The organism is Novosphingobium sp. 63-713, from assembly GCF_001898925.1.
In the GTDB taxonomy this organism is placed as follows: domain Bacteria; phylum Pseudomonadota; class Alphaproteobacteria; order Sphingomonadales; family Sphingomonadaceae; genus Novosphingobium.
On the sequence record NZ_MKVS01000038.1, the window covers coordinates 1 to 15,396 of the forward strand.

Below are 15,396 nucleotides of genomic sequence, written 5' to 3' on the forward strand. Positions count from 1 at the left end.
TCGACCTTGGGCTATCTCAGCCCTATCGACTTCGAGCGCCAGGCTGGGGTAGCCTAAAGAAGCCTATCTCGGTGTCCATCAAACCGGCAGCAGGCCAAGAGCGTCATCCCAAAGATAAGTTGGGCCAGCATCACTTGCCTGCAAAGCATCAACGGATCGTTTGGTTATTTTAGCCATGCCGCGTGATATACGATTGCCTGCAGGTCAGCAACCACATAGCAACCACAAGGCAAGGTGTCGCAAGGGAGCTGAGGGTATTGAGATAAGCTTCTGCATTCCGATTTTTTACATCATTTACAGTATATTATGGAATTAAGGGGTTTTGGGGGAACTGGAGGGGAATTCTTTAAAAACTGACTTTTAATCAGTAGGTCGCTGGTTCGAATCCAGCTGGGCTCACCAAAGAACATATGAAATCCTTTAATTTTCATTGGTTTGGCGGTTTGATTTGGCGAACTTTTCGGAAAGGTTCGCCAAAATCGTGTCGGCAAGGGCGGCTTTGTCGGCGCTTTGCGAGTAGTGGGCGAACATGCGGTCGCTCTTGTGGCCGGTGACGGCGCGGCCTTGGTTTGAGGTGCCGCCAGCCTCGGCGATGCGGCGGCTGAGGGCTTTGCGCAGGCCGTGGGCGCTGCATCCTTTCAGGCCAGCCATATCGCAGCGATCGCGGAACCAGTTGCCGAAACCCGCCGAGGTGAAGGGCTTGCCGAATTCGGTGATGAGATAGGTTTCGCCGCCCGCATAGGTCGGGTCCAGCGCGGTGATGGCGCGTTCGATGTCGGGGGAGACCGGCAGGATCGTGTCCGATTTGTTTTTCGTGTGGCGCAGGTGGAAGCGGTCGCCCTGGCGCTGGGCCGGGCCGAGGCGGATGACGTCGCTTTTGCGCAGGCCGGTCCACAGCATCAGTTCAAGCGCCAGCCTTTCGCGCGTGCCCATTGGCCATTTGGCCTGAAAGGCGGCGATCTCGTCCTCGGTCCAGGCGTGGATGCCTTCGCTGTTGATGCGATAGGGTTCGGTGGGCGAGATCGGGTTGCGCGCGATCCAGCCCATGCGGACCGCATAGCGGAATAGGCGCATCAGCGCCTTGCGCAGATTGTTGGCGGCGGTGGGGCGGTCGCTCATCGCGGCCAGCCATGCGTCGACATGGCGCGGTTCGAGGCGCGCGAAGGGCTTGTCGCCATGGACCTTGCGCCAGCGCTCGATAATGCTGCGATAGGTCTTTTGCGTGCTGGCCTGCATCGATTGCCAGCGGGGCGAGCGGTAATAGGCCGCGCAGAGGGCATCCACCGAGCCGGGGGCAACGCGATCCGCGCCCACCGGTTGGCCCGCCTTGGCCGCTTCATATTCGGCCAGGAATTCGGGCGTGCCGGGCGCGGCGCGGAAGTTGTAGGTGGCCTTGCCCGCCTTGCGATAGCGGTAGCGCCAGCGGCCGGTTTTGTCCTGATACCGGGTGACGTTGGGCGGGAGCCAGCGGCGCTTGGTCATTGTTTCGGCTCCGCATCCCATGGATTGGGCTGGGTCGATCCGGGCAGGCCGTCATCATCGAAAATGATGTCATAGCCGGTGTCGTGCACGCGGATGCGTTTGGGGGTGAGGCCCGAATTGCGGGCAGCTTTGAGGATGCGCTGGGCCTCGACCATACGCACGCGGGCAGGCTGGACAGCCATCAGGCGGCCTTTCTGTGCTTTTGCTGCGCCTCGACATGGCAATCGCGGCAGCGCCATGGGCCGTGCGATCCGTTGAGGCTGTGGGTGGGGTGGAGCAGGCCGCAATCGGCGCAGCCTTCGGGTTTCCACGGGCGCGGGGGCGTCATGCGACGGAGCTGGACCGGGGGGCGCCGGGCAGGGGTGCCCCGACCGCGCCTGTGGCGCTGATCGGGGCGGTGCGACCCGGCGGGCGGGAATTGTGGGGCGCATGCCAATCGGCCCATGCCGCGCCCAGGAGCGCGGCCAGCACCATGGCCAGCGTCCAAAGCGCGGTGCCGCGCGGGGAGGGGGAAGGGCAGGCCACGGCGATCAGGCGTTGAGGCAGGAAAGCGCGCCGCATTGCACCGCGCCCGCGATCACGCGGTCGATGGCCAGCAGGGCGGTGGTGAACAGCAGGGAAACGGTGGCGATGGCGGCGGCGGCTTTGGGCATGGGCATGGCGGACCTCGCAAGCGGTTTAGGGACGGTCGAACATGGAGATTTGCCCATCGTCGGCTTCATCGCGCGGGGGCGGCAGGACGTGGGGGATTTTGTCACGCGGGCAGGCGACCAGATTGAGATCGGACCGATCCACCATGCCGGGATTGAAATAATGGACAAAAACCAGCTCATGCATGCCGGTGAGCCCGCAGCCGGTGTTGGTGCAGTGGGTCATCAGATGCTTGACGGTTTCATTGTGGCGCATGCTGTCGCGCACGAACATGGGCGCGCCGCATTTTGGGCAGGTGATGAAGGCCTTATCCTTGGCCTGCGCCCCGCCCGAGCGCAGGCGCAATGACAGCGGGGCGTGGATCAGGGGCTGATTGCGGATGATGCCTTCGCCGCTCATGCGCGGGCCTCGCGGCTTTCGATGCCGGCAACGCTGGCGTGCAGGGCGTGGATGGCCTCTTCGGCCTCTTTGCGCGCGTTGCGGATGCTGGCGCGGTCGCCCGATTGGGCGGCGATGATCAGGGCCGAGATCGCCTCGCCTGCCTCCTTCGCTGCGACGGCGGCCAGCGTGGAGAGATCAGCCAGCGCGGCATTGGCGGCCATATCGGCAATATCGAGCCGCATCGTCATCAGACGATGAAAGGGCCGATAATCACCGCCCGCCTCAACAAAAGCGCGGTCGAGCCTTTCGGCGTCGATCATACGGATCTGTTTCTGGCATTCCGGTTCGGCCCAATAGCGCGCCGAGCGCGAGGACACGCCGCAGATGCCCGCGACCGTATCCCAGCCGAGCACTTTGGCCACGGCCAGCATCGTGTTTTCATAGGTGAGCGGTTCGCGGCGCAGGGTCATACCGATGCTCCGTCGCGCAAAGCCGCGCCGCGATTGAACGCGACGAGGGGGCCAGTGTGATCTACGCCGCAGAAGCGGGCCGGGGCGGCCGGGATTTCAGGAGGGTAGATATCGGGGCGCAGGTGATGGCGGGAAATGCCGGTCAGGCTTTCGGCCAGCAAGGCAAAGGTGGGCGGGATCTGTTTGGCCTGATTGAGCCAGCGCCAGATCGTTGGTTGGGAAACCCCAAACGCATCGGCCATCGCCTGTTGCGAGGGGAAGCGGGCGGCCACTTGTTGCAGGGCCTCATAGCGGGTCGGGGCGGTTTCCATGCGCCGATCTATACGGATATGCATAGCCTATCGCAACAGAAATGTTGCGTGCGGTATTATTCGTTTCCGTATAGCCCTTAGCCATGGCGACGATCAGGGGCGACCGACTCGAAAAGTTGATGGCTGATCGCCAGATCAGTCAAAGTGAGCTTGCCCGACGTGTGGGGCTCAAGCAGCCGTCCATCGGGCGGCTTGTTTCGGGGGCGACGCGCAACTCATCCGCGTTGCTGGAGCTGGCCCGCGAGTTGCGGGTTTCAGCCGCGTATCTGACCGGTGAAACGGACGATCCCGATAGTGAGGCGCAGGACGTCACGCTAACGGCAGAAGAACGGGAATGGCTGGATTTGCTGCACAGCGTGCGGCCGCAGGACCGTGACGTCACACTCCAGATCCTGCGGACATTGGCGAGCCGTCATCATCGCCCGGATGCTGAACCATCGAATCCATAATGGCGCCATCTGCGGGCACGCGGCAGCGGTTGATCGCGTCCAGAGTTCGGAATTGTATGCGTTTTTTACGTTGGTCGCAGGCCGTCCTGGCCTATGAGGCCCGCGTTCCCCTGCGTGTGGTCAGCTCACTGGCCGCAGGGAAGCTGCCCCCGTTTCTCGATCTTTATGAAATTGCGCGTAAATTGAAAGTGTCCCACCAATACCTTGCCGGTTTGACCGACGATCCGTCACAAGAAGTCTTTGCGCTGGTCTATGACCGCGAGGATCTCGAGCTGCTGGATAAGATCCGGCACCTGTCCAAGAGTGACCGCCGAAACGTCGAGCGCGTCATCGATGCGCTGGCCACCAGCGCCGCCAGCCCGCGTTTGAATGAAGCGGGCGACAACTTTGATTGGGGTCGATGAGACTGCTCGGCCAAAGATGGCCGTTCTGTCGTCGATGGGCTCGAACTGTCTTCAGCTAAGCGCGAAACGAATCTGTGACGGGTTCACGGTATCCGCCAGCCGAGAAGGCAATTAAGTTTGCGACACCTTGCCCGCTTCCGTTTCCCAAGTGTTGGGTATGGGGCGCAAGAAATTATGTTGAGATTCCTGACTTTTCCGGGTTTAGCCCCCATTTCAAAAGTCAAAGGCAACAGAAAATCGAAAATCGATATAACTGGATGACATTTACGAAGATTTTGTCTATCACGGCCTCCTAAACCGGGGGGTTAAATGTCAAACATCAAGCTTTTTGGGGCTAGCCTTGTGCTGGCTTGCTTAGGTGTGCCTGCATTAGCGCAGGATGCCACGCGAGAAAACGTTCGCTATTGTGGGATTGGACATCAGGGAACTGAGGCGGCCTTCAAAGCCGAAAATCCAGTCCTGTCTAGTTTTCTGTCAGATACGAAATTCAAGACAGCCTTGAACGCAAAGCTTCTTGAGCAGACAAAGGCGCTTGGCTGGTCAATCAATCTTTATGGAAAAGATGAGGCTCAGGGAAAAGGCGCGCATTTGGGCCTGTCCCACGTAATCACATACGAAGATGTCGTTTCACAGAACTTTGTTGATCCGCGCGATGGTAATCATTACTTCAACACAGCCTATAGCTTTGGCGTCAACACCATCATCTTCGATGTCAATGATCGGCAAGTAAAGGCGCTGGTTCCTGCCATCATCACGTATAATGAAATTACCCCAGGGCAGCCCGATAAGCTGGCCAAGACAAAAGGATTCGGCGCGATCTTTGACCGCTTTGGGGATGGTGATTCCGCAATGGATCGCTGGCTCGTTTCGATCAAAAGCCTGCCCATCCGCCATGACGAGCGCACGTTCTTTCAGGTGGTTCCTTTGGAGTTGTCTGATTCAGCGAAGGCATCGCTGGCCAATACAGGCCCTGTTCCAGCCCAGAGCGCACAGCTCTTTTCCCGCCGTATGACATCGCATTACGAGTCCCTGTTGGCGTTGACCTTTGGCAAGCCGATTGTGCCCGTTGCTGTGGCCGCCGATGGAGCAAAGGTTGCGGGCAATGCCTATGTGGCCAATATACCCGATTGTCTGGGCACTTCCTCGCAGCTCGTTCTGCCCGATCCGTCCTACAAAATGCGACTGACGGTGGACAAGCTGACCGATGCCACCATTCGGCATGATATTGCCAGCACCGACAATGGCCAGGGTGCGACCGAGGTGCAGACCGAATTCGCCTACGGCGGTCGTTTCCGCAGTGAGATCCTGCAATTCGACAGCCTTAATGGTGACAAGCCGATCGATGCTCACGTGTTTCGCTTTGTGCGCTCTTTGCGATTTTCCGGTTCGCGTGAAGTCGACAAGTTTGACCAGTTCTCGAAGCTGACCTCAAATTTCATGAAAGAGCTTCTGGATGCCTATGCTTTTCAAAAGCGGGATTGGGTAAAGGATAATATTTCCGCATCCATTTCCGACAAGAAGCAAAAGGACCCGGCGCGCATCGCGAAAGAGTGGAAGGTATTGCTTCAGGATACGATGAAAGTGGCGCCCGCGCCGCAGGGTGCGGATGTCGGTGGACGTTGATCAGGGGAGGGCGCGATGATTTTTTCGAAGTGGAAGAAAATTTTGGCCGCTGCACTTGCCCTGTCCGTTGGGGCGGCGCCGGTTGTTGCGCGGGCCGATACGTTGACTGGGGTCTTGCTGTTTTATGGCGCCATCAAGCTGTCGGAATCTCAGGCGATCAAGGCAACGGCGAATTATTATGAAGCCATCGGCATGTCGGCAAAGGCGCAGAAATATACCCGCCTTGCTGCCGATTTGCAGAATGGTTCGCTCGGCGGTGCCGATGGCGTGAAGACCATTGTGCAATGCAGTAAGTCCGTGGAAAGCGATATTGCCGAATTGCAGGCCGCCGGAGTTTATCCAACACAGCGCCAGAAGGAATTGGTGAAGAAAGCCAAAGAGCAATTGGTGGTGGCCAAGGTTGCTCTGGCCGCTGCCGTGGTGATTGGCACCAAAACCGTAGTGGATTCGGAAAGCAATATGTTTGTGAAACTCGCCATGGCCGGAGTTGTTGCGGCTGAGTCGGCCAAGGTGATTTCCGCCATCACGCGGGTTCATGATGTGGCCAAGTCTTACAACGGCTATCAACTTGGTGGTTCGAACGGATTTCAGGTGGCGTCGAAAGAGGCCCTTCCGCAGTTTGCCGATCTCTAATTCTAAGGTGTTTCATGTATAAAGCGAAATCTCTTGGCTCCGCGATGGGAGCGGCATTGGCGCTTGCCGTGGCGGCCCCCGCCGCCGCGCAGAGCGATCCGCTAGAAGTGATCGTGCCGGGGGAGGTTCCCGTTCAGTCGACGGGCAAGTCCGCCATTATCGCCGGACTGGCCGAAGCCGAGCAGGCCGCATTGATCAATGCGTGGATCGTGATCAAACGCAATCCGGACGTGGCGCTTAAGGTGCGCAACCTGTCGGTCGAACAGAACAACTCGCTGGCGCACGGGCTCAAGAGTCGTTGCCAGTCCACGATGATGAATTATGAGGTCGACAAGAAGCTCAAGCGTCTCTCGGCTCGCTATCGTTTCAATTGCAATCTGCTGGATGTGGTGACCGATATCGACGCAATGATACGTACCGCACCGCTCGCGCAGAATGCGCCCAATCGCCCACGATTGGCGACCTTTTTCCTAGTCAAGGAAGTGGCTACGCAGACCACCTATGACCCGAACATTGATCGCTATGCCAAGGGGGCGGAAAGCGCCAATTCGGTGCAGCGCGATTCTATGACTGCCAATTACAATTCGGATGCGAGGCAGCGCACCACCAGCACTGAAGGTTATGGCGAAGGCCGCGGCGCGGTGTCCGACCGAATGTCCACGCGCGATCAGAACAAAGGCCGCGCTAACGCTTCGGCCACTCAACGCAGCGATGCCAGCACCACCGTGGAAGCCCGGCTGCAGGCTAATGGCCGCACCATCAACCAGGCGGTGGACCAGAAGTTCCGCGCGGTTTCGCCCGAAGAGTTGAACGCCACGCTGACCGATGTGTTCAAAAACGGTCGCGCGAAGATTAATCACTACGCCGATGTATTCTCCAGCTGTCCAGGGCCCGATCCGGATGCGGTGACCCGCGAGTTCGGCACCAAATCTGAGGATCTGAGTACGCCCGTTCGCACCGGTATTCTCAATGCTCTGCGCAAATGTAATTTCCGATTTGTGCTGCTGGGCGATGGCGTGCTGGACACCACGCAGCCTGATCCCGTTACCGGGTCGCCTCAGGTGAGCGTGGTTCTGCGTGCCAAGATCTGGGATATCAGCGATAATTTTCCTGAGGTGGTTGCTTCAATCCAGAAGACGGCCTCGGCCAGCAACCCTAACCTCAACATGGCGCGCAGTGAAGCCATATTCCAAGCTTCGCAACGTGTGGGCGAGGAAGTGTTGAGTCGGCTTAGTGCCGAAGGCATCCGTTAAGCGCAGCATCAAGGGGGTCGGCATGCGTCTGGTTTTTCGCGCCCTTGTGGCTTCTGTGTTGGTGGTGAGCCTTTCGGGGTGCGACAAGGTTTCCAAGCTATTTTCAGGTAAGGAAAAGGAAGTCTTTCAAAAGGACGGTCCCGATTTCGGGGGCGTGAAAGTCGTTGAGGTGGAAGCGCAGGGGGCAGGGCCCACGCATGCTGCCGCCATAGCTGATGCGATCAGCACAGCGCTATTGCAGGCGAACGGTGCGACGCTGGCGCAGGTATCGGGCACAGAAATCAGCCCCCAAAATATTTTGGCCATTTCGGGCGGAGCGATTCAGGGCTTTGAGGTTCTGAGCGAAACGCAAGACCGCAACGCGAAGCAGTGGCAAGTCAGACTCAAGGTCAAAGTCAACAAATATGAGGGCGCGGGCAGCGGCAAGCTGCCGAAGGTGGCAGTCGCCATGCCGATTGCCCATCAGAACAGCTATGTCATCGGCGATCAGGTACTTTCGGCCCAGAGTGCGGCCGGTACGATTCAAGGCATTATTGGTGATGCGTTGCGCAAATCCAATCGGTTCGCAATCATCCAGCGTAAGTATGACGATGCAATCAACAGCGAACTGGCCAATATATCTTCGGGTGTATCGTCGCCAGCGGGTTATGCCAAGCTGGGGCAGAGGTTGAGCGCCGACATCCTGATTGTGCCGGAAATCAATTCGCTCAGCTATAACAAGTCAACTCGGATTCTGCGCTTTTCGGGGCGAGGGCTGAACTCTTTTTCAGGCGGCGTGGACATTAATTTCAATGTCATCAACGTGGCTACAGGACAGGTGATCCTGACCGAGCATTTCTCCACCGCGTTTCCCTCGACGCCACCATCGGTTTACGGGACGCAGGCTGTCGGCATTTCCAATGTGAATGCCTATCTGGCGCAGCTTTCAGACCAGTTCACGCATAAGTTCATCGTAAAGAATTTTCCGATTGCGGTGACCAACATGGATGGAAAGTCTGTGGTCTTGAGCCAGGGTGAAGCCATGCTCAAGGTTGGTGAAACCTATTCGGCGGTCGCTCTGGGCGATAAAATTAAGGACCCCCAAACGGGTCAGGATCTGGGTCGTCTGGAGACACCAATTGGCACGATCAGGATCGTGAAAACTGCCGAAAAGATGGCTTTTGGTCAATTGAACGGGAATTTTGACCCGGCGAAGTTCCAGCCCGGCATCATCGAATTGCGCGATCTTGTGGGAGGTATGGCCACGTCCGCTTCGCCTTCGGCCAATGTGCCTGGGCCTCAGGTGGGAGGACTGCCGGTCAACAATCCTTCTACAAAGGATTTGCGCAAGCCAGCAAAGAGCCGTCGCGTAAGAGATGAATTTGATGCTCCGTTTGAGAATTGAATCTGCTTTCGGAGTATCCGCCGTGTCAGTGCATGTGACCCCGTCACCAGAGTCACGAGAACCGAGGCGCTAAGCGCCCTCCAACCGCACCATCTGCTTGATCCCACCGGCATCCATGGTGGTATCGATGCTCTCGATCAGCCACTTGGTCCCGCTCACCGCCGCGCTCCACCCCTGGAGCGCGGCCTGCTGATTGGGTCGCAACCGGCAATCGGCCACCGCCAGATAATACTCAAACCTGCTCTTTGCCCGCAGTCGCTTGGCAAGGTTGGACTTCGCCGCGCGGGTGGCGCTGCTCTTGCTGGCATAGATATGTTTCAGCCGGTACGCATCGCCGCTGCCCTCGCTCACCGTCTTGCGCGCGCCGGTCGATCCATCGTGATACTGCGCCTCCACGCCCGTCTGCGCGCCGCGTTCGGCGCGGATGTAGCGCCAGCTCCACCCATCCTGCCGCGTCAGGGTGATGGCCGGGATGGTCTGGCCGCCCGCTGTGGTGGCGCTGCCCTTGGGCAGGATCAGGATCTTGCGGTCTTTCCATGTCGCGGTGGCGTCGAAGCGTTTGCCCAGATCCTGCACCAGCGCCATGTCGGACTTGTTGTGCTGCTCCAGCGCCTCGATGGGCTGGCCCGCCAGATCGGGATGGACGCGGGCGGTGATGCCATGGCGCGCAGCGATTTCGGCGATCAGCGCGCCCAACGTGGTGTCATGCCAGACGCGGTTGCGGCGCTTCGCATAGGTGCCGGCCAGATCGGCCGAGCGTGCGCGGATCACGATCCGATCGGGCGGGCCGCTTTCCTCGACCTCATCGACGCGGAACCGGCCCTTGTCGATGAGGCCCACCGGATGATCATCAAACCGGCTTTCCCAGCCCAGCGACAGGGAGAGGATCGCGCCCGCGCTGGGCACGGCCAGCTTGCCATCGACATTCTGCAGCGAGAGCGTCAGTTCGTCCGCCGAACCATCGCGCTTTTCCACCAAAGTCAGCGAGAGGAAGCGCGGGTTGATCTTGGCCGCGAGATCGACGCCATTGTCGAGGTGCAAGCGCAGGCCCGCCTTGTTCGCCGCCATCATTCCACCCGCGAGAGTTCGAGGGAGAAATCGACCATGCGCGGGATGCCGCCCGCCATGATGACGCGGTGCGTCTGATCCAGCCCATCAATCCGGTAAAAGCCCCAGAGTGTGCCGAGGCCATCCATCAGCGGGAAGGCATCGCCGGTGTCGCCCATCTCGATCAGGAAGGTGAGCGCGCCGTAATTGCCCGCAATTTCCGGGATGATCTCGCCCGCGATGGAGACGCGATCCTCACCGGGACCTGCGAACTGGCTGGCCGGGCGGGCCATGAAGCGGTCGTTCTGTTCATGGCGCCACGCGATCCGGCGCGAGAGCTGGTCATAGGCGGCCTGCTCCATGCCGAAGGTGAACAGGCCCAGCGACATGAGGACGGCGGGCGAGAGCAGGTCGCGCTGGCTGATCGTGACCGGGGTGGACAGGTCGATCAGGCTGGATGAGGTGAGGTCAGCCATCAGCGTCCGTCCTCGCCGTTCATGTTGGAGCGCGCGGCCACGCCCTGGGCGTGATCCATCTTGCGAATGACGTGGTTGGCGATGGTGTCGGGGCTTTGGCCGGGGGCGGGATAGACATTGAGCGTGACCGGGCCGCGCGCCGCGCCGCCAGCGCCGAGTGCCGCCGGTCGGACGGGGGCGAGGGCGGGGAAGGGGTTGGACGCCTTCGCGCCCGCCCAATTGGCTTTGGGCGCAGGGGCTGCCGCGCCGGGTTTGGGCGCGCCGCCGATACCGAGCTTTTCCTTGATCCAATCCCAATTCTGATAGGCGGCCACGCCCGCGCCCACGGCCAGCAGGAACCAGCCCGCCGGATTGGTGAGCATGAAGGCGGCCAGTCCGCGCAGGGCCACCATCAGCCCCGCGATGATGCCGGGCACTTTGGCGGCCGCCGCGCCCAGAAAGCTCATGCCGCCCGCGAGCCGGGGGAATATGGCCACCATACCAGCGAGGCCCTCATAGGTTTTGAGCAGGCGGTAGAGCAGAGCCACCGGGCCGAACAGGCCGCCCACCGCCCATTGCAGCGCGCCTACGCCGATGCGCGCGGCCACCAGCACGCCCAGCAGCGTCATCAGGCTGGTGGTTAGGCGCGGGTTCGCCTGGGCGAAAGCGGCGACGCGGGAGATCATGCCATCGGCGACGGACAGGAAGCGGGTCGCGGCGGGCAGGAAGCCATTGCCCAGCGTGATGCCGAGCCGCTGGACCGTGCCCATGAAGTCGCGCCATTTGATGCTGGCGTCCTGCGCCTCGCGCTGGGCGAAGGCCTTGTCGACCGTGCCGCCGCTCTTGGCGATATCGGCGCGCATCTTGCGGAAATCCTCCATGTTGAGGATGAGGGAGCGGAGAGCCCCTTGCGCCTGCATATCCTCGAACAGGTTGCCGATCTTGGCATTGTCGCCGCCGGTGGCCTTTTGCGTGAGGTCGGCGATGGTCTCCAAAGGCGTCTTGCCCTCGCGCGCGGCCTTTTTGAGGGCATTGGGCAGGTCGATGCCGAATTTGGCGAACTTCTTGACCGTCTCGGGCGACTGGATCTTGGAGAGCAGGTTCTGGATATTGTTGGCGGCCTGATCCGCATCACCCGCGCCGCGCCGGGCGATCTGCAGCGCGGCGGCAAGGTCCGCCACGGCGGGCGTGCCCTTTTGCCCCAGCGCCTGCATCTGCGCGGTGAGCGAGGGGAACCAGCGGGCCATGTCCTTGACCTCGAAGGCCCCGGCGTTGCCCGATGCGGCCATGATATCGAGCGCGCGGGCGGTCTCGCCGATCGGCACCTTGAGGTTGTTGAGGTTGGAGAAGGCGGCGTTGGCGCCATCGGCCAGATCGACCTTGAAGGCGGTGCCCAACCGGCCAATGGGGCCGATCATCTCGATGGCCTTGCGCGGATCGAGGCCGAGGCCAGCCAGCGTGTCGATGCCGCTGCGCATATCCTCGGGCAGTTGGTGCGCCACCTTTGACAGGTCGAGGATGCGCGCGGCCATGCGGGCGGTTTCCGCGTTGGTCAGCTCGGCCTTTTGCTGGATATCGACCATGCCGCTGGAGAAATCCATCGCCGCCTTGCTGGCGAGGATAAAGGGCGTGGCCATGCCGACACCGCCCAGCATATTGTCCTGGCCGCGCTGGCGCAGGTCGGCGCCGCGCCGCTGAATCACATTGGCATCGGCGCGGATCGCGGCCAGCTTCTTTTGCCGCTCGAGCTGGCGGTTGGTGAGAGCGATCTGCGCGGCCAGCGCGCGTTCCTTGTCGATGAGCTGGGTCATATTGCCCGCGCCCTTGGCGATATCGGCCTGCACCGCGCGCATCTGCGCATCGAGCTTCTTGGTCTCGCCGGTCAGCCCCTTGATCGATTTGGAGCCATCGCGGCCAAGGCCGACGATGTTCTTCATGATGCCGGTCATCTTGTCGATGCCGATGAAATTGACCAGCAGCGAGAGCTTTTTGTCGCTCATCCTTCACCTTCCTTGCCCGCCCACATGCGGTTCCAGCTTTCCACCGCCAGACGGCGGCAGAGGATCAGTTCGTCCAGCGTGAGGGCCGCAATTTCCGAGAGCGGCCAGTGAAAGATGGCGGCGATGTCGGCCATCAGCTCTTCGGCGTGTTCTGCTCGATCACCATCTGCAGCAGCTTGCGCTCGCCCGCTGTCATAAAAAAATCGCGGATCGCGCCCCCGATTTCGGCCACGTCGGAGGGATCGAGCATGTCGGCCTCGGCGCCGGTGATCGGCGGCATGGTGATGCGGGGAACGACATTGAGGATCTCGCTGATATCGAGCGAGAGCAGGTTTTGCAGCGAAAGGCCGCGCAGTTGGCCCGCGCTGGGCTTGCGGATGGTCAGCGCCTCGATGCTGGTCTCGCCGCGCAGGATCGGGGCGGCGAGGGTGAAGGTGTGGCTGGATGAGCCGGGAGCGGCGGCAACAGGGGGCGTGTCGGTCATGGGCGGGGCTTTCGTGATGCGCGGGGCGGGAAGGGGCCGGTGGCGGGAGAGGAAGGCCACCGGCCCACCGTGCAGACGGCACCCCGCAAAAGGACCGTCTGCACGGATCTGATGAGGGCGGATTACCCGGCGAGGATGGCCATGATCTCGGCATAGCGGTCCACGCCGCCGACCATGTAGATGCCGTTGAGCATATCGATCTCGACCTCGACCACGCCGTTCACCTCGCGGCGGTAATAGGTCAGGTCCGCCTTGTATTTGTGTTCGGTCGGATCGCCGGGCTTGTCCTTGCCGAAGTCGATCTCGTTGAAGCTGCCGCGCATGAAGATATCGACGGCCTGCGGGGTGCTGGTCGATTTGGCCTGATAGGCGCAGACGAGGCGGATGCGGGTGTCATCGCGCGCGAACAGGCGGACCAGCGCGGTTTCATGGCCGCCGAAGGTGAGCGTGGCCTCCATCGGGTTGAGGCCCATCTTGCGCTTGACCGTGCCGGGCATGCCGCCGCCGCGCCAGTCGCCGGTGTTTTCCGAGAGCTTGGGCTGTTCGAATTCGCCGATGATGCCGCGATAATCGGCGCCATTGATATAGGTATTGAGGTTTTGCAGGGTGCGGGGAAGGCCCATGGGACGCTCCTGTCAGAAGAGGGGGGAGAGGATCAGGCGGCGACCTGCGAGGCGAAGTCGCTGTAGAATTCCTCGGTGATGGCAAAATCGACCGTGGGGTTTTCAAACGGCGCGCAGGGGGTGAAGCGCAGGGCGAATTTGGGCCGCCCGGCGGCGAGTTCGGCGCTGGTGTTGCCGGTGGCGGCCAGCGCGACCTTGGCGCCCATGATCCAGCCGGAGGTGGCCAGTTCGCTGAATTTGGTGTTGCAGCTTTCGAGCAGGTCTTTGACCAGGGCGACGGTCATCGGCTTGTCGAATTCCGGCGCGAAGGCCTCGATCACGATATCCTGCAGCGCGTGGAGCGTGCGGACGGCGCTTTCGAACTTGTATTCGCTCTGGTCCTCGCCCGCGCAGGTGGTGTTGCCCCAGAAGCGGAAGCCGCCGAATTCGCGGATGATCGTGACGATGTCGGCATCGTTGAGGACGCCCGCCTCGGTGCTGGAATCCAGCAGGTCGAAGGCGATGTTGCGGGTGAGCGCGGTGACGCCATCCATCGCCACATTGCTGATCGTCTTGTGCCAGCCCGTCTCTTCATCGATCCGGGCGCGCAGGCCCAGCGCGCGGGCGGTGGCATCGCCCACAAAATCGGGCGACGTGTTGGGCCAGATCAGCGTGAGTTCGCGGGCCGAGAAGGTCTGGCGATAGGCGATGACCGCCGCGTCATCCTCGCCGATGGCGCGGGCATAGGCGCGGCCGCGCAGGCGCTTGGCGGCGATCACGAGCTGGGCGGTGACGGTGGCGGCATCGAGGCCGGGGGCGCCGATGATGCGCGGGCGGACGCCCACCGCGCTCTTGGCCGAGATCAGGGCGGGCATGGCGGCGATGACATTGGCCGAGGTTTCGGCGTCATCCTCGCCCTCGGCCACGCGCAGCACGACCAGCACCGGGGTGACCTGATCGGCGATGGCCTTGAGCGTGGGGAGCAGAGTGCCGCCGGTGCCCGCCTTGCCGATGGCCTCGACAATGTTGGTGACCAGCACCGGGGCGCCGATGGGGAAGGCGACATCGAGCGCGGTACTGGCCGCACCCGCCGCCGCGCTGGCCGTGGCGATGATGCCGATCACGGCCATGGAGGAGGTGGCGAGGCTGCGCGCCCCGCTGGTGGATTCGGTGAGGGTGAGGCCGTGGGGCATGGCGTGTCCTTTGCTTCAGGCGGCGATAGAGAGGGTGACGGGTTTGCCGGTGTCGGCGCGTTGCCCGCTGATCTGGATGGTGAGTTTGCCCCTCGCGGGCGTTCCGAACAGGCGGACGCGGGCGATGGAGAGGCGCGGCTCCCACGCGCGGATGGCGAGGACCGTGGCGGCGCGGATCAGCATGGGGGTGGCCGCATTGATCGGCGCGTCAATGAGGCTGGGGATTAGCGAGCCATAGGTACGGCGCATCACGCGCGAGCCGAGCGGTGTGGTGAGGATATCGACCACCGACTGCGCCAGATGCGCATCGCCCGAGAGGGGCTTTCCTGTGGTGGCGTCCATTCCGTTCATGGGGAAGGACATGACCCGACGCGCGCGCGCGGGGTAGGGGGCGGGGGTGTAACCCGGCGGGTTACGGGGGAGACAGCGCCTCTCCGCCACAAACCTTGCCGACTGGCGGCTTGGGTTGCGGAAACTTGCTGCGTGGGATGGCGGGAAAGTTAGGGGGAGCGGACGTCAAAATTTTCTCGTCTGAGCCAAAAAACACCTGCTCCAAGTCAAATAAATTAGCGAT

The 15,396-nt window shown here is 61.5% G+C and carries 21 protein-coding genes and 1 tRNA gene; 8 read left to right on the top strand and 14 right to left on the bottom strand.

Going from position 1 to position 15,396, the window contains the following annotated elements:
* The first annotated feature begins 316 nt into the window (after positions 1 to 316).
* Positions 317 to 402: transfer RNA gene (locus tag BGP00_RS16390), tRNA-Ser, on the top strand.
* A gap of 18 nt (positions 403 to 420) precedes the next feature.
* Here BGP00_RS16390 and BGP00_RS16395 read toward each other — a convergent pair.
* Positions 421 to 1,482, bottom strand: coding sequence for a tyrosine-type recombinase/integrase (locus BGP00_RS16395; RefSeq protein WP_292694261.1), 1,062 nt, complete (start codon positions 1,480 to 1,482; stop codon positions 421 to 423).
* On the bottom strand, positions 1,479 to 1,664 hold the full coding sequence (locus tag BGP00_RS16400) for a hypothetical protein (RefSeq protein ID WP_292694264.1): 186 nt from the start codon (positions 1,662 to 1,664) through the stop codon (positions 1,479 to 1,481). Before BGP00_RS16400 ends, BGP00_RS16395 begins: the two co-directional genes overlap by 4 nt.
* A 14-nt stretch (positions 1,665 to 1,678) precedes the next feature.
* Between BGP00_RS16400 and BGP00_RS16405 the strand changes: the two genes are divergently transcribed.
* Positions 1,679 to 2,023 carry a hypothetical protein gene (locus tag BGP00_RS16405; RefSeq protein ID WP_292694267.1) on the top strand — a complete coding sequence of 115 codons (345 nt, stop codon included), beginning with the start codon at positions 1,679 to 1,681 and terminating at the stop codon, positions 2,021 to 2,023.
* On the opposite strand, the gene BGP00_RS16410 is transcribed toward BGP00_RS16405, so the two are convergent.
* From BGP00_RS16410 to BGP00_RS16425, 4 genes are read right to left on the bottom strand one after another with little or no spacing between them, the layout of a single operon-like run.
* Positions 2,013 to 2,141: a hypothetical protein gene (locus tag BGP00_RS16410; RefSeq protein WP_292925779.1), complete on the bottom strand. Its 129-nt coding sequence runs from the start codon at positions 2,139 to 2,141 to the stop codon at positions 2,013 to 2,015. The two genes, BGP00_RS16405 and BGP00_RS16410, sit on opposite strands and share 11 nt — an antisense overlap.
* 19 nt (positions 2,142 to 2,160) lie before the next feature.
* Positions 2,161 to 2,532: an ogr/Delta-like zinc finger family protein gene (locus tag BGP00_RS16415; protein WP_168605865.1), complete on the bottom strand. Its 372-nt coding sequence runs from the start codon at positions 2,530 to 2,532 to the stop codon at positions 2,161 to 2,163.
* Positions 2,529 to 2,984 carry a hypothetical protein gene (locus tag BGP00_RS16420; RefSeq protein ID WP_292694274.1) on the bottom strand — a complete coding sequence of 152 codons (456 nt, stop codon included), beginning with the start codon at positions 2,982 to 2,984 and terminating at the stop codon, positions 2,529 to 2,531. Before BGP00_RS16420 ends, BGP00_RS16415 begins: the two co-directional genes overlap by 4 nt.
* Positions 2,981 to 3,295: a YdaS family helix-turn-helix protein gene (locus BGP00_RS16425; RefSeq protein WP_292694277.1), complete on the bottom strand. Its 315-nt coding sequence runs from the start codon at positions 3,293 to 3,295 to the stop codon at positions 2,981 to 2,983. The genes BGP00_RS16420 and BGP00_RS16425 overlap by 4 nt, the downstream gene beginning before the upstream one ends.
* An 83-nt stretch (positions 3,296 to 3,378) precedes the next feature.
* Here BGP00_RS16425 and BGP00_RS16430 point away from each other — a divergent pair, with 83 nt between their 5' ends.
* From BGP00_RS16430 to BGP00_RS16455, 6 genes are all read left to right on the top strand, one after another.
* Positions 3,379 to 3,744 (top strand): helix-turn-helix transcriptional regulator, encoded by a 366-nt coding sequence (locus tag BGP00_RS16430; RefSeq protein ID WP_292694280.1) that lies wholly within the window; start codon positions 3,379 to 3,381, stop codon positions 3,742 to 3,744.
* 56 nt (positions 3,745 to 3,800) lie between these two features.
* The gene (locus BGP00_RS16435; RefSeq protein WP_292694281.1) at positions 3,801 to 4,148 is read left to right on the top strand and encodes a hypothetical protein; all 348 of its coding nucleotides are present in this window, start codon (positions 3,801 to 3,803) and stop codon (positions 4,146 to 4,148) included.
* A gap of 309 nt (positions 4,149 to 4,457) precedes the next feature.
* Positions 4,458 to 5,771, top strand: a complete 1,314-nt coding sequence (locus tag BGP00_RS16440) for a hypothetical protein (protein ID WP_292694284.1) — start codon at positions 4,458 to 4,460, stop codon at positions 5,769 to 5,771.
* Between the two features lie 15 nt (positions 5,772 to 5,786).
* On the top strand, positions 5,787 to 6,404 hold the full coding sequence (locus tag BGP00_RS16445) for a hypothetical protein (RefSeq protein WP_292694287.1): 618 nt from the start codon (positions 5,787 to 5,789) through the stop codon (positions 6,402 to 6,404).
* Between the two features lie 14 nt (positions 6,405 to 6,418).
* Positions 6,419 to 7,657, top strand: coding sequence for a hypothetical protein (locus BGP00_RS16450; RefSeq protein WP_292694288.1), 1,239 nt, complete (start codon positions 6,419 to 6,421; stop codon positions 7,655 to 7,657).
* Positions 7,658 to 7,679: 22 nt separating this feature from the next.
* A complete protein-coding gene (locus BGP00_RS16455) occupies positions 7,680 to 9,041 on the top strand; it encodes a CsgG/HfaB family protein (RefSeq protein WP_292694290.1) in 1,362 nt (453 codons plus the stop codon).
* A 69-nt stretch (positions 9,042 to 9,110) separates the two neighbouring features.
* Here BGP00_RS16455 and BGP00_RS16460 read toward each other — a convergent pair whose 3' ends face one another.
* The 8 genes from BGP00_RS16460 to BGP00_RS16495 all read right to left on the bottom strand — a co-directional run bounded on the left by BGP00_RS16460 (position 9,111) and on the right by BGP00_RS16495 (position 15,164).
* The gene (locus tag BGP00_RS16460; RefSeq protein WP_292694293.1) at positions 9,111 to 10,112 is read right to left on the bottom strand and encodes a contractile injection system protein, VgrG/Pvc8 family; all 1,002 of its coding nucleotides are present in this window, start codon (positions 10,110 to 10,112) and stop codon (positions 9,111 to 9,113) included.
* A complete protein-coding gene (locus BGP00_RS16465; protein ID WP_292694296.1) occupies positions 10,109 to 10,564 on the bottom strand; it encodes a phage tail protein in 456 nt (151 codons plus the stop codon). The genes BGP00_RS16460 and BGP00_RS16465 overlap by 4 nt, the downstream gene beginning before the upstream one ends.
* Positions 10,564 to 12,543 (bottom strand): phage tail tape measure protein, encoded by a 1,980-nt coding sequence (locus tag BGP00_RS16470; protein WP_292694298.1) that lies wholly within the window; start codon positions 12,541 to 12,543, stop codon positions 10,564 to 10,566. Before BGP00_RS16470 ends, BGP00_RS16465 begins: the two co-directional genes overlap by 1 nt.
* Positions 12,540 to 12,677: a GpE family phage tail protein gene (locus BGP00_RS16475; RefSeq protein WP_292694300.1), complete on the bottom strand. Its 138-nt coding sequence runs from the start codon at positions 12,675 to 12,677 to the stop codon at positions 12,540 to 12,542. Before BGP00_RS16475 ends, BGP00_RS16470 begins: the two co-directional genes overlap by 4 nt.
* Positions 12,677 to 13,027, bottom strand: a complete 351-nt coding sequence (locus tag BGP00_RS16480; RefSeq protein ID WP_292694303.1) for a phage tail assembly protein — start codon at positions 13,025 to 13,027, stop codon at positions 12,677 to 12,679. Before BGP00_RS16480 ends, BGP00_RS16475 begins: the two co-directional genes overlap by 1 nt.
* 122 nt (positions 13,028 to 13,149) lie before the next feature.
* The gene (locus BGP00_RS16485) at positions 13,150 to 13,650 is read right to left on the bottom strand and encodes a phage major tail tube protein (RefSeq protein ID WP_292694306.1); all 501 of its coding nucleotides are present in this window, start codon (positions 13,648 to 13,650) and stop codon (positions 13,150 to 13,152) included.
* A gap of 32 nt (positions 13,651 to 13,682) precedes the next feature.
* On the bottom strand, positions 13,683 to 14,822 hold the full coding sequence (locus tag BGP00_RS16490) for a phage tail sheath subtilisin-like domain-containing protein (RefSeq protein ID WP_292694309.1): 1,140 nt from the start codon (positions 14,820 to 14,822) through the stop codon (positions 13,683 to 13,685).
* A 15-nt stretch (positions 14,823 to 14,837) separates the two neighbouring features.
* Positions 14,838 to 15,164 (bottom strand): GPW/gp25 family protein, encoded by a 327-nt coding sequence (locus tag BGP00_RS16495; RefSeq protein WP_292925780.1) that lies wholly within the window; start codon positions 15,162 to 15,164, stop codon positions 14,838 to 14,840.
* Between the last annotated feature and the right edge of the window lie 232 nt (positions 15,165 to 15,396).